This window comes from Rathayibacter sp. VKM Ac-2856 (genome assembly GCF_013205055.1).
GTDB lineage: Bacteria > Actinomycetota > Actinomycetes > Actinomycetales > Microbacteriaceae > Rathayibacter.
In genome coordinates, this window is record NZ_JABMLF010000001.1 from 726642 (window position 1) to 739504 (window position 12863).

Consider the following 12863-nt stretch of genomic DNA (forward strand, 5'->3'; position numbering starts at 1 on the left):
AGTGATCAAATAATTCGCAGTACCGGAGAATCAAACGGGGAGTAAGCGGGTCGATGCTTTGGACGTATTGATTGACAAAGATCGCGTCTCGATCGATCGTGCCGTCTTCGTGGAGTTGCTAGAGAACTCTGTCGTGAGCGGCCGCGCCCCCTACCACCGTGCGCTTGAGCAGGGAGAAATCAAGTATCAGGAGCTCGTGGCTCTCTCGCGGAAGGCAGAGATTCCTCACCCACTATTCTTTGCTCCACTTTCTTTCGTGAAGGCGCAGGTGGAATCGAAGACTAAAAAGCTGCTACAAGGAGTTGCCCCAGACACGTTCACCGTCAACTCGAGAACCACCGTCAGACTTCGCGATGTGGAGTTGATCATCAAAGATCTACTTCGCAAGCAATCGCTCGCGAAGAGGTACGATTCACTTCTCATTCGTAACGAGATTGTTGGACTCCTCCGCCGACCTGGCAGTACCCCCCGCGATGACGCCGACAAGCTGATCGCGGCGCTGGAGCTAGATCTTGATACGATTCGCAGAGCACGGACTAAAGAAGTTGCGCTCGAAATGTTAATTGAGCAAATCGAGGCAAAGCAGGTGCTCGTCGCGAGGAGCGTCCGAGGCTTCATGCCGCAAATTCTGGATGGTTTGCACTTCAGCGGCATGACTGTGCGAGACTCGAAAATTCCATATATTTTCCTCACTGGCGGTGATCATGGTGACTTCCAAGAACAGCCGGGCAGGCAAATCTTTACGCTCATGCTTATGACGGTGCTTGTCGCCCGAGGAGTATTTGCCCCAGTCACCTACGACGCGAATAGTACGGCGTTGAACGTCGGCCGAGAATACGACATTGTCGGTGAAGTCTTGATGCCAGCCAGCGGTGTTCAAGACACCAAGTTCGAGGACATCGATGCCGTGAAGGCCGCGGCCGACGTCTTTAAAGTTACCCCCAGTGCGATGGTTGTGCGGGGGATGCGGCTGGGCAAGCTCAGCGCGGAGGCGGCATCAACACATCTCAGCCATCTTGAGGATGAGTTCCGCTCTCGACCAAAGCCCGGGCCGCGCAACCAGCCAAAAGCTGTCAACGCTATTCGGAAGTACAACGGACGAGCGCTCACAACACGGATGCTTCGGGCCGTCGAGGAACAAGGGCTTGCGGAACGAGAATTTTGCCGAATCGTATGTCTGAACCGAATTTCCCCAGCTGAACTCAGCGAGTTAAAGGCGGCATTGCAGTGAACGAAGAACTATACATTTTAGACAACAACGCGCTCTCTCACCTCAGCCGGGCCCAGCGTGAAAGCAAATTCTTTCTAGAGCGATGCTTTCTGCCAACAGAGATTATTTATGAAGCACAAGGATATCCCGACAAGGCCGCATTCAAGGAAATCGAGTACCCAACAACATCAACCGTCTTGGAGCACCTGGCAAAAGTAATGGCGAGCATACAGATTGAAGACTCGACGCTCGTAAACCTTTACACAAACAAGGGCGCGGCCGATCCCATACTTATCGCTTGCGCGCTCGACGCACAGGAGTGCACCGCAGATCAGTTATGGGGACCGACGTGGGTTATCGTGACGAATGATAAGGCCGTCACGTTGAAGGCTGCCGCGTTAGATGTCGCTTCTTGCACAAGAGAAGAGTTTCTTAGCAAGAATTCGGTCGAGTGGTAGCACTGAGCAGGCCAGAGGCTAATCCCTATTCGGTGTAAACGCCGAAGGGGCCCCTCCGCAGTGGAGGAGCCCCTTCGAGGAGTCGCGTGCTCGCGGCGCGCTACGCCGGCTTCGTCACCAGGTTCACCAGGCGCGGCGCCCGGACGACGGCCGTGACGACCTCGCGGCCCTGCAGCGCCCGCGCGACACCGGTGGCCGCGCGCGCCTTCTGCTCGAGCTCGTCCGAGGAGATCTTCGGCGACACCTCGATGCGGTCGCGGACCTTGCCGTCGACCTGGAGGATCGCGGTGACCTTCTCCTCGACCAGGAGGGTCGGGTCGGCCTTGCGCCAGAGCGCGTGCGCGACGGTGCCCTCGTAGCCGAGACGGTGCCACATGTCCTCGGCGGTGTACGGGGCGAAGAGGTTGAGCGCCATCGCGACGACCTCCGTCGCCTCGCGCACGGCGGGGTCGCCCGCGCCGGCTCCGGAGTCGATGACCTTGCGGGTCGCGTTGACCAGCTCCATCAGGCGCGCGACGACGACGTTGAACTTGAACGCCTCGATCAGCGACGGCGACTCCGCGAGGAAGCGGTGCGTCTGGCGGCGCAGGGCCGCGTCGCCGTTCTTCCACTCCACGTCGGGCTTCGTCGTGACGTCCTTGGCGAGGCGCCAGGCGCGCGCCAGGAACTTCGCGCTGCCGGACGGCGAGACGTCGGCCCAGTCGATGTCGTCCTCCGGCGGACCGGCGAACGCCATCGTCAGGCGCACGGCGTCCACGCCGAACTCGTCCAGCTGGTCCGACAGGCGGACGATGTTGCCCTTCGACTTCGACATCGCGGCGCCGTCCATCTGCACCATGCCCTGGTTGAGCAGCGCCGTGAAGGGCTCGGTGAAGGAGACGTAGCCGAGGTCGAAGAGGACCTTGGTGATGAAGCGCGCGTAGAGCAGGTGCAGGATCGCGTGCGTCACGCCGCCCACGTACTGGTCGACCGGCGCCCACTTCTCGGCGAGCTTCGGGTCGAACGCCTGGGTGTCGTCCTTCGGCGAGAGGAAGCGGAGGAAGTACCAGGAGGAGTCGACGAACGTGTCCATCGTGTCCGGGTCGCGGCGGGCGGGGCTGCCGTCGTTCGGGTTCGCGACGTTCACCCAGTCCTCCGCCGCGCCGAGCGGCGAGGAGCCCTTCGGCTGCAGGTCCAGGCCGTCGGTCGAGGGCAGGCGCACGGGCAGCTGGTCCTCGGGGACCGGGATCAGCTCGCCGTTCTCGCCGTGGATGATCGGGATCGGCGTGCCCCAGTAGCGCTGGCGCGAGATCAGCCAGTCGCGCAGGCGGTAGTTCTTCGCCGAGCGGCCGCGGCCGCGCTCCTCGAGCAGCTTGATCACGCGCTCGATGGCGGTGCGCTTGGACAGGCCGTCGAGCGGGCCGGAGTTGATCAGGCGGCCGTCGCCGGTCAGCGCCTCACCGGTCACGGCGGGGTCGACCGCGTACTCCGCCTCGAGCGCGGCGAGCTCCTCCGGATCCGTGGGGATGACCGGGATCGCGCCGGTGACGGGCGCCGAGGTGTCGACGACGACCCGCACGGGCAGGTCGAAGGCGCGGGCGAAGTCGAGGTCGCGCTGGTCGTGCGCGGGCACGGCCATCACGGCGCCGTGCCCGTAGTCGGACAGCACGTAGTCGGCCGACCAGATCGGCAGGCGCTCGCCGTTGACGGGGTTGATCGCGTAGCGGCCGAGGAAGACGCCGGTCTTCGGGCGGTCGACGGTGAGGCGCTCGATCTCGCTCGACTTCTGCACCTTCTCCAGGTAGCTCCGGAAGGCGTCCCGAAGCTCCGGGTCGGCGCCCTCGACCAGCTCGGCGGCCAGGTCGGAGTCGGGCGCGACGACCATGAAGGTCGCGCCGAAGAGGGTGTCGGGGCGCGTCGTGAAGACCGTGATCCGCTCGTCGCGGCCCTCGATCTCGAACTCGACGTCGGCGCCGATCGAGCGGCCGATCCAGTTGCGCTGCATCGCGATGACCTTCGACGGCCAGGAGCCCTCGAGCTGGTTCAGGTCGTCCAGGAGGCGGTCCGCGTAGTCGGTGATCTTGAAGTACCACTGCGTGAGCTTCTTCTTGACGACCACCGCGCCGGAGCGCTCGGAGGTGCCGTCGGCGAGGACCTGCTCGTTCGCGAGGACGGTCTGGTCCACCGGGTCCCAGTTGACCCAGCTGTCCTTGCGGTAGGCGAGGCCCTTCTCGTACATCTTGAGGAACAGCCACTGGTTCCACTTGTAGTACTCGGGGTCGGAGGTGTGCAGCACGCGGTCCCAGTCGAAGGACGCGGCGTAGCGCTTCATCGAGCGCTTCTGCTGCTCGATGTTGTCGTAGGTCCAGCTGACGGGGTTCAGGCCGCGCTTGATCGCCGCGTTCTCCGCGGGCAGGCCGAAGCTGTCCCAGCCGATCGGGTGGAGCACGTTGAAGCCCTGCTGACGCCAGTAGCGCGCGATGACGTCGCCCAGCGCGTACGCCTCCGCGTGCCCCATGTGCAGGTCGCCCGAGGGGTAGGGGAACATGTCGAGCACGTACTTGCGCGGGCGCTTGTCGGTGGAGTCGCCGGTCGCGAACGGCCGGGTCTCCTCCCAGATCGGGAGCCACTTCTCCTGGAGCGCGCGGAAGTCGTAGCGCTCCTCGTCCGTCGCGCCGGTCTGCTGGGAGGTCTCTTCTGCCACAGGTGTGTCTCACTTCTGAAGGGAGGGGAAACGCGCGCTCTCGGGGCGCCGCGTTCGACCAACCACCCTACTGGCCTCCAGTGACCGGGCGACGACTCCGCCGCGACCTCGCGGGTCACGCGTCGCCCGGAGTCATCGGGGCGTCCGGGACTCCGGGTCGCCCGAGGTCTCCGAGTCGTCCAGGGCCACTCCGAGCACGGCGAGCAGCGCGCGGGCCTTCAGCCGGGTCTCCTCCACCTCCTCGTCGTCGACGGACAGCGCGGTGATGCCCCCGCCGGTCCCGATCCGGGCGCGGGATCCGTCGAGCACGAGCGTCCGGATCGTCATCGCCAGATCGAGCGAGCCGTCGCCGCCGATGCGGCCGAACGCGCCCGCGTAGATCTCGCGCGGCCCCGCCTCCCACTCGCGCAGGAGCTCGACGGCCCGTCGCTTCGGCGCCCCCGTCATCGACCCGGCGGGGAAGGTCGCCGCGAGCAGCTCGGCGAGGCCGACGCCGGGTGCGCGCCGCGCCGACACCTCGCTCACCAGCTGGTGCACGTGCGGGTACGTCTCGACCTCGAGGAGGCGGTCCACCCGCACCGAGGAGGAAGCGGCGATGCGCGCGAGATCGTTCCGCACCAGGTCGACGATCATCACGTTCTCGGCGCGCTCCTTCACGCTCCCGAGCAGCTCGGCCCGCAGCTCCGCGTCGACGAGGGGGTCGCTGCTGCGGGTGCGGGTGCCCTTGATCGGGTGCGTCGCGACGCGGCCGTCGACGGAGGCGTCGAGGAAGCGCTCGGGTGACGCGCTGACCAGGGCGAGACCTCCGATCCTGATCAGACCGCCGTGGTGGCTCGCGCTCGAGCGCCTCAGGCGCCGGTACGCCTCCACCGGATCGAAGGCGCCCTCGACGACCACCTCGTTGGTCAGGCAGAGCTGGTAGGCGTCGCCCGCGCGGATCGCGGCTCGGCACCGGGCGATCAGGGCGCGGTACCGCTCGGCGTCGTGCCGCCACTCGACGCGGCCGGCCGCCTCCGCGGCACGCGGCTCCCCCGGGACGGCCGGAGCCTCGGCGAGCACCGTCAGCGCCCGCTCGAGCCGCCGCGCCTCCCGCTCCTGCCCGGCGGAGGAGACGAGGTGCAGCGTGCGCCGCGCGTGATCGAACTCCAGCACGGGATCGCCGCGGATCAGCGCGAGCGCCGGCGGTGCGCCGTCGGCGGCGGGCAGGAGGGGGAGGGAGACGAAGGCCGCGCCCGCCTCGTAGGCGATCCAGCCGTAGCGCCCGAGCGCACGGTCGCCCGTCCACTCCGCGTCGACCGCGGTGAGCGCCGTCGAGACGTCCGCGCCGGCCTCGACCGTCAGGACATCGTCGGAGGCACCGAGGAAGGAGAGGCCGTGGACGGCGTCGCGGCCCGAGTCGAGCCAGAAGGAGGCGGGCGCCGCCGCGAACAACCCGAGGTATGCTCGCTCGGGGTCCACCCACGCCAGCTCCCTGCGGGAGGCGGGTTCCTCGGGGAGCGCGGCCACTGGGCTAGCGTAGGCGGTCGTGGACGGCGAGCGGATGAGGGAGTGGGACGGGCGCCAGCTCGGTCCCGCCGTCGACGCGTCGGACGACGTCCTCCTCGCCGCGGACTCCTTCCTCGTCTCGGAGGGCCGCGTCCGCGGTCTCGAGCTGCACCGCGAGCGGTTCCTCGCCGCCGTCGCCGAGGCCGGGGGCCCGGATGGGGCCGACGCGTTCCTCGACGCCGCCGTCGCAGCGCTCCCCCGCACCGGCGACGCCTTCCCCCGGCTCGAGCTGACCGCCGGAGGGCTGCGGCTGCGGTTGCGTCCCGCGCCGCCGCGAGGCCGCACCGTCGTCCTCTGGACGAGCCCCGTCGACCCTCGGCGCACTCCGGAGCGCAAGGGTCCCGACATCGCTCGGCTGGCACTCCTGCGATCGCGAGCCACCGCCGCGGGCGCCGACGAGGCCGTGCTGCTCGACGGCGACGGCGCTGTCGTCGACGGGGCGTCGAGCGCCGTCCTCTGGTGGCTCGGCGACGCACTGGTCGTCCCGCCCGCGAGCAGCCCCCGGGTCTGGAGCGTGACCGCCCGCACCGTCTCCGTCCTCGCCGGGGCACTGGGCGTCGACGTCATCGAGGCGCCGGCCGAGCCCGCCGATCTCGAGGGCCGCGAGGTGTGGACCGCGAATGCGCTGCACGGCCTGCGCCTGGCGACGAGCTGGATCGAGGGGCCGGCGCTCGCCGCGGTCCCGGGCCGGCTCGACGCCTGGCGCCGGCGCCTCGACGCCCTCCGCCGCCCCCTCCCCTGAGGACCCTCAGCGGCACCGGACTCCGGTCGCCTCCTGCCGCGTCCCACGTCGCTCGAGCCTGACCGCCACTCCTGCGCGTCAGGACCGGATCGCGCACCGCCTGCCAGAGACCCTGCACTGCGCGCCGCGGCGGCATCGGCGTCGATCTGCCGCGCCACGATCGGGGCGTTCCGCTCTGCGGCGCTCACCGCTGCTCGTCACTGCCGACCACTCGAGAAGGACCTCCCATGACACCTGTCAGCTCTCCGCACCGTCTCGCCCCGGGGCTCGTCGCGCTCGTCGCGACCGGCCTGCTGCTCGGAGCGACACCCGCCCGCGCCCAGGGTGGGCACGGCCCCGCCACCTCCGTTACGTCGATCACGGCCGGATCGCTGCACTCGGCGGGCCCGTCCGTTCCCGACTTCCTCACCAGAGGGCGCCAGCTCGTCGCGGGCCAGTACATCCAGTCCGAGGGCCCGGGAGCGACGTACACCTTCCGCATGCAGGACGACGGCAACGCCGTCACCTACGACGAGGTCGGCCACGCCGTCTTCAGCACGGGCACCTCCGGTCGGGGCAATCGAATCGTCGCGCAGGACGACGGCAATGTCGTGGTCTACTCCGATCAGAGCCGTCCCCTCTGGAGCACCGGGACGGACATCGAACCGAGGGCCACGCTGATCATTCAGAACGACGGCAATCTGGTCCTCTACCGACAGGACGACTCCCCCGCCTGGGCGAGCGACATCAACGACAGGATCGCCCAGCCGCCGTCGAGCACCCTCGAGTACTACAACGCGGTGACGCGCGGCCATCGGCTCACCTCGCCGAGCGGACTGTTCCGCGCCGAGATGCAGCGCGACGGCAATCTGGTGGGCTACGGCCCGAACGGCGTGCTCTGGAGCACCGGCACCCGCGGCGTGGACAACACTCTCCAGATCAGCTCCGACGGTGAGCTCGTGATCCACGACGAGAACGACACCGAAGTATGGATCGCCGACAGCGAGGCGGTGGCGGACTCGGCCACCCTCGAGGACAACGGAGTGCTGACGGTCCGCGATGTGAACGACCGTCCGCTCTGGGACAGCCAGACCGCACTGCCCGGATCGGCGCTCTACTCGCCGAACCTCCTCTCCGCGGACGGGCTGCTGCGCTCCGACGACGGCCGGTACCGGGTCGTGATGCAGGGCGACGGGAACGTCGTCGTCTACGGCCCGGCCGGAGCCGTCTGGTCGAGCGGGACGAGCGGCACGGGCAGCTCTCTCCGGTTCGGCAAGGACGGCGTGCTGCAGATCGTGGCCGGCGACGGCGCGGTCACCTGGACGGCAGTGCCCGCCGCCGGTGGAGTCGGCCCCTTCCACCTCGTGATGCAGAGCGACGGGAACATCGTCGCCTACGACCTCCACGACCGGGCCGTCTGGTCCAGCCGCTGACGTCGCCGCACGCCCGTCGACGCTGACGGCCGGCGACTCGAACCGACGGCCCGGCCCGTGCGCACCTCGCACGAGCCGGGCCTTCGCCGTCCGAGGGCGTCTCCCGCGACAAGGACCCAGCACCGCGCGCCGGAGCCCGGGACGGCGTGCGCGTCGGTGCTTCCATTCGGAGAAGACCGCTCGGCGAGGCCGCCTCGATCGTGGCGGTGCCGACCTCTCGAGAAAGAACTGCCATGTCACACCGAACATCTCCACGCCCCCTCGCCTCCGGGCTCGTCGCGCTCGTCGCAGCCGGAGGCCTGCTGCTCAGCGGGACGCCCGCCTTCGCCGCGGACATCCCCTCCATCTCGTCCTCCCCGGCTCCGGGGAGCCCGATCGTTCCGGCCCTCAAGCCGTGGCCCGACGGGCCGGAGCACGATCACCCCTACTACAACGCTCTCCTCGGCGGAGAGTCGATGCACTTCGATGGCGGCGACCTCGAGCGCACCCTTCGCTCGGACACCGCGGGGAGCTACGCCTTCCTGATGCAGGAGGACGGCAACGCGGTCCTCCGCGCCTCGGACGGACGCGTCCTCTTCGCCACGGGGACCTTCAACACCGAGTACCGCTACGACCCTGAGACCAAGAAAGACGTCATCAGGCCGAACGTGGTGATACTCCAGAGGGACGGCAATCTCGTCGTGGAAGGGGTCGATGACCGTCCGCTCTGGGCTTCCGGCACGGACGGCGAGCCCGGGACCACCCTCATCCTCGGTGAGGACGGGAACCTCGCCCTCTACCGCCAGGACGGCACTCCGGCCTGGTCCGCCAGCGCGGGGAGGATCGCCGAGCCCGCTCGCGACACCCTCGATACCGGCAGCAGCCTCACCTTCGGCCACCGGCTCACCTCGGAGAACGGCCTCTTCCGCGCCGAGATGCAGCGCGACGGGAACCTCGTCGGCTACGGCCCCGGCGGCGTCGTCTGGAACACCGACACCCGCGGCGCCGGCAACCGCTTCGTCATGCAGGACGACGGCAACGCCGTCCTCTACGCAGCCGACGGCTCCGTGAAGTGGGCCACCGGCACCAGCGGAGCAGACCTCCGCGCCGTCCTCGGCGACAACGGGGTCCTCTCCCTCCTCGACGAGGACGACACGATCATCTGGGACAGCCAGATGGCGCTGCCGGGCTCCAGCCTCTACGGCCCGAACGACCTCGCCACCGGCGGCCAGCTCCGCTCGAACAACGGCGACTACCGCACCGTCGTCCAGAAGGACGGCAACGTCGTCGTCTACGGACCCCAGGGCGCCCTCTGGTCCAGCCAGACCGGCGGCGTGAACAGCTCGCTCGAGATCTTCGAGAACGGCCGTCTCCAGATCGTCGCCGACAACGGCGCCATCACGTGGAGTGCACAGCCCGCCGCCGGCGGAACCGCCCCCTTCCGCCTCGTCATGCAGGACGACGGCAACCTCGTCGAGTACGACGCCGACGGCCGCGCCGTCTGGTCCATCCGCTGACACGGAGCCCCGCCCGCCGCTGAGACGGCGCAACACCTCCGAAGGCCCGGCCCGTGCGCACCCCGCACGAGCCGGGCCTTCCTCGTCCGGGCGGGCCCCGGATCGGCCACAGTCGGCCTGCGTCGCGTATCGGGACACGGTGTCGGGAGCGCACCTCGGATGTCGCCCGCGCGTGCGAGCATTCGAGGATCCGCTCGGCGATGCCGACCTCTCGAGAAAGAACTGCGATGACGCCTCCCTCTTCCTCCCGCTCGGCCGGAGCCTCGCGCTCCGCCGGCTCCTCCCGCTCCGTCGCCTCCGCTCTCGTCGCGCTCGTCGCGGCGGGCACCCTGCTCTTCACGGCGACCCCTGCAGTGGCCGAGGAGGTGGCCCCGTCACCGCTCTCCTCGTCCTCGGCCGACTCGTCCCCCGCACTCCGGACGAACGAGGGCGCGCAGTCCCGCGCAGCGACGTCCTACTACAACGCGCTCGACGGCGGCGAGCAGCTCGCGCGCGGCGAGAGCATCGTCTCCGACCGCCCGGGGCCCGCGTACGAGTTCGTGATGCAGACCGACGGCAACGCGGTCACCTACGCACCGGACGGCCGCGTCGTCTTCGCGACCGGTACGGCCGGCCGCGGTGACCACCTCGCGATGCAGACCGACGGCAACGTCGTGATCTACTCCGCCGACGACCGCCCCGTCTGGAGCACCGAGACCACCGACGAGCCCGGCGCCTACCTGATCATCCAGGGGGACGGCAACCTCGTCGTCTACCGCGAGAACGGCTCCCCCGCGTGGGCGAGCAGCGTCAACGGGACGATCGCCGAGCCCGCGACCGACACCCTCTTCACCGGGGAGACCCTGCGCGGCGGACGCCGGCTGACCTCGGCAGACGGCCGCTTCCGCGCCGAGATGCAGACCGACGGCAACTTCGTCGGCTACGGCCCCCAGGGCGTCGTGTGGAGCACCGGCACCCGCGGCGCCGGCAACCGGCTCGTGCTGCAGACCGACGGCAACGCGGTCATCTACGGATCGGACGACTCGGTCCGGTGGTCCTCCGGCACCCGCGGCACCGACCTGCGCCTCGGCATCGACAACGGCGGTTCGCTGATCATCGTCGACCCGGCGGACACCGTGCTCTGGACCAGTCAGGCGCAGCTGCCCGGCTCGAGCCTCTACGCCGAGAACGGCCTCGCGGCCGGCAGTCTCCTCCGCTCGGCGAACGGCGTGTACCGCGCCGTGATGCAGGGCGACGGCAATTTCGTGGTCTCCGGCCGCTCCGGCCCGATCTGGTCGACGGGCACCTCGGGCGAGGGCAGCTCGTTCAACCTCTACGACGACGGCCTCATGGCGGTCGTCTCCGGCAGCGGGATCGGGACCTGGATCGTGACGCCCGGCGCCGGCGCGGTCGCGCCGTTCCGCCTCGTGATGCAGGACGACGGCAACCTCGTCGAGTACGACGGTCGCAACCGGGCGGTGTGGTCGAGTCGCTGACCGGGGCTCGCCGGTTCGCGGGTCCCGCCCGTCCCGTCGCATGATGGAGGGGTGAGCGACGCCGGCGACTTCATCCGTGCGGCGCTGGAGTACGAGGGCGACGTCTGGCGGGCGCAGGACGTGCGGGAGCGGCTCGGTGCGGGGCTCGACTCGACCGGGGCCTCGGTCGGCGCGGTCCGCGGGACCGTGCGGGATGCGCTGAAGAAGTTCCGCGGGCTGGAGCACGACGACGTCACGGCGCTGTCGTCGGAGCTGTGGGAGCCGCCCGTCTTCGAGACGCGGCTCGCGGCGATCGTGCTGCTGCAGTCGCGGGCGGCGCTCCTGCGCGCGTCCGATCTGACCCGGCTCGAGGGCTTCGTCCGCGACGCGCGGGTCGACGAGCTCCTCGCCCCGCTCGCCCGCGACGTGATCCTGCCCCTGCGCGAGAGCACCACGGGAGCCGCTCGGGACCGCGTCGACGGCGTGCTGGACCGCTGGGCCGTCGAGGGCGCGTCGCTCGCCGAGGCCGAGCGCCGGGTCCGGCCCCACGGCTGACCCCACTTCGAGTCCCCTGGCTCATGGCGGCGGAACGACGGCGTGGCGCGGCCCGCGCCGTGGCAGCATGCGGGAGAACCAGCCACCGATCCCGCTCGAAGGACCCGCGATGACGCCTCCCCGCCCCGCCCGCACGCTCGTCTCCGGGGCGGTGGTGCTCGTGACCGCGGGCGCCCTGCTGCTGGGAGCGACCCCCGCCCTCGCCGCCGGCTCCGGGCCCGTCACGACCGCCGTCGCCCGCGCCGCGAACGTCTTCACCGACGCCCTCGTCAGCGGGGAGCAGCTGGCACGGGGCGAGAGCATCACCTCGGTCGGCGGCGGATACCGCTTCGTGCTGCAGAGCGACGGCAACGCGGTCACCTACGACGCGAGCGGGCGCGCCGTCTTCAGCACCGGGACGGAGGGACGCGGCGATCGACTGGTGATGCAGGCCGACGGCAACGTGGTGGTCTACACGGCCGACGGCCGGCCCGTCTGGTCCACCGGCACCGCCGACGAGGCGGGGGCCGCCCTCCGGATCCAGATCGACGGCAACCTCGTCGTCAGCCGCGCCGACGGCTCCCCCGCCTGGGCGAGCAGCATCGGCACGACGATCGAGGCGCCGCCCACCGACTGGCTCTACCCGACCGAGACGCTGCGGACCGGCCGACGCCTCACCTCGGGCGACGGCCGCTTCACCGCGGTGATGCAGAGCGACGGCAACTTCGTCGGCTACGGCCCGAACGGCGTGACCTGGAGCACGGGCACCTCGGGCGCGGGGAACCGGCTCGTGCTGCAGGCGGACGGCAACGCCGTGATCTACGGCGCGGAGGGGGCGGCGAAGTGGGCCACCGGCACCAGCGGCTCCGGGGTGCGGATGAACCTCGACAACACCGGCCGGCTCGTCCTCTACAGCATCGAGGACACCGTCCTCTGGAGCAGCCGGATCGCCTTCCCGAGCAGCACCCTGTTCGCTCCCGCCGCGCTCTACGCCGGTGAGGGACTCCGCTCGGGCAACGGCGCCTACCGCGCCGTGATGCAGGCGGACGGCAACCTCGTCGTCTCCGGTCGCACCGGGCCGATCTGGTCCACCGGGACGTCCACCTGCGGCGACTTCTTCTCCATCGATGAGGACGGGTACATGGCGGTCGCCGGGCGGGGCAGCGCGAGCTGGACCGCACTGCCGCGCTACTTCGTCAACGTCGGCCCCGCAGTGCCGCCCTACCGGCTCGTGATGCAGGACGACGGCAACCTCGTGCAGTACGACGGACGCGGCCGGGCGAGCTGGTCCAGCCGCTGACCCCTCGCCATCCGCACAGCGCCGGAGGT

At 69.7% G+C, this 12863-nt stretch carries 10 protein-coding genes; 8 read left to right on the plus strand and 2 right to left on the minus strand.

Annotated features, from left to right (window positions below; all coding sequences use genetic code 11):
- Positions 1-133: 133 nt before the first annotated feature.
- Positions 134-1231, plus strand: coding sequence for a hypothetical protein (locus tag HQQ82_RS03410; RefSeq protein ID WP_173231657.1), 1098 nt, complete (start codon positions 134-136; stop codon positions 1229-1231).
- Positions 1228-1668 carry a hypothetical protein gene (locus HQQ82_RS03415; protein WP_173231658.1) on the plus strand — a complete coding sequence of 147 codons (441 nt, stop codon included), beginning with the start codon at positions 1228-1230 and terminating at the stop codon, positions 1666-1668. The genes HQQ82_RS03410 and HQQ82_RS03415 overlap by 4 nt, the downstream gene beginning before the upstream one ends.
- A gap of 100 nt (positions 1669-1768) precedes the next feature.
- Here the strand turns inward: HQQ82_RS03415 and leuS are convergent, their stop codons facing one another.
- Positions 1769-4351 (minus strand): leucine--tRNA ligase, encoded by a 2583-nt coding sequence (gene leuS / locus HQQ82_RS03420; RefSeq protein ID WP_173231659.1) that lies wholly within the window; start codon positions 4349-4351, stop codon positions 1769-1771.
- A 132-nt stretch (positions 4352-4483) separates the two neighbouring features.
- Complete coding sequence (locus tag HQQ82_RS03425) at positions 4484-5857, minus strand: anthranilate synthase component I family protein (RefSeq protein WP_367947793.1); 1374 nt, start codon at positions 5855-5857, stop codon at positions 4484-4486.
- A gap of 19 nt (positions 5858-5876) precedes the next feature.
- On the opposite strand from HQQ82_RS03425, the gene HQQ82_RS03430 reads away from it, so the two are divergent.
- The 6 genes from HQQ82_RS03430 (at position 5877) to HQQ82_RS03455 (ending at position 12834) form a co-directional block, all read left to right on the plus strand.
- Complete coding sequence (locus HQQ82_RS03430; protein WP_173231660.1) at positions 5877-6638, plus strand: aminotransferase class IV; 762 nt, start codon at positions 5877-5879, stop codon at positions 6636-6638.
- Positions 6639-6865: 227 nt separating this feature from the next.
- The gene (locus tag HQQ82_RS03435; protein ID WP_173231661.1) at positions 6866-8050 is read left to right on the plus strand and encodes a hypothetical protein; all 1185 of its coding nucleotides are present in this window, start codon (positions 6866-6868) and stop codon (positions 8048-8050) included.
- Between the two features lie 233 nt (positions 8051-8283).
- A complete protein-coding gene (locus HQQ82_RS03440; protein ID WP_173231662.1) occupies positions 8284-9546 on the plus strand; it encodes a hypothetical protein in 1263 nt (420 codons plus the stop codon).
- A gap of 227 nt (positions 9547-9773) precedes the next feature.
- The gene (locus HQQ82_RS03445) at positions 9774-11021 is read left to right on the plus strand and encodes a hypothetical protein (RefSeq protein WP_173231663.1); all 1248 of its coding nucleotides are present in this window, start codon (positions 9774-9776) and stop codon (positions 11019-11021) included.
- A gap of 51 nt (positions 11022-11072) precedes the next feature.
- On the plus strand, positions 11073-11555 hold the full coding sequence (locus tag HQQ82_RS03450; protein WP_173231664.1) for a DNA alkylation repair protein: 483 nt from the start codon (positions 11073-11075) through the stop codon (positions 11553-11555).
- 109 nt (positions 11556-11664) lie between these two features.
- Positions 11665-12834 carry a hypothetical protein gene (locus HQQ82_RS03455; RefSeq protein ID WP_173231665.1) on the plus strand — a complete coding sequence of 390 codons (1170 nt, stop codon included), beginning with the start codon at positions 11665-11667 and terminating at the stop codon, positions 12832-12834.
- The last annotated feature ends 29 nt before the right edge of the window (positions 12835-12863 follow it).

What these genes read in the sequence shown, in the direction of transcription:
- HQQ82_RS03445 (WP_173231663.1), top strand. Translation starts at nt 9,774, where the DNA reads ATGACGCCTCCCTCTTCCTCCCGCTCGGCCGGAGCCTCGCGCTCCGCC.
- HQQ82_RS03435 (WP_173231661.1), top strand. Translation starts at nt 6,866, where the DNA reads ATGACACCTGTCAGCTCTCCGCACCGTCTCGCCCCGGGGCTCGTCGCG.
- HQQ82_RS03440 (WP_173231662.1), top strand. Translation starts at nt 8,284, where the DNA reads ATGTCACACCGAACATCTCCACGCCCCCTCGCCTCCGGGCTCGTCGCG.
- HQQ82_RS03455 (WP_173231665.1), top strand. Translation starts at nt 11,665, where the DNA reads ATGACGCCTCCCCGCCCCGCCCGCACGCTCGTCTCCGGGGCGGTGGTG.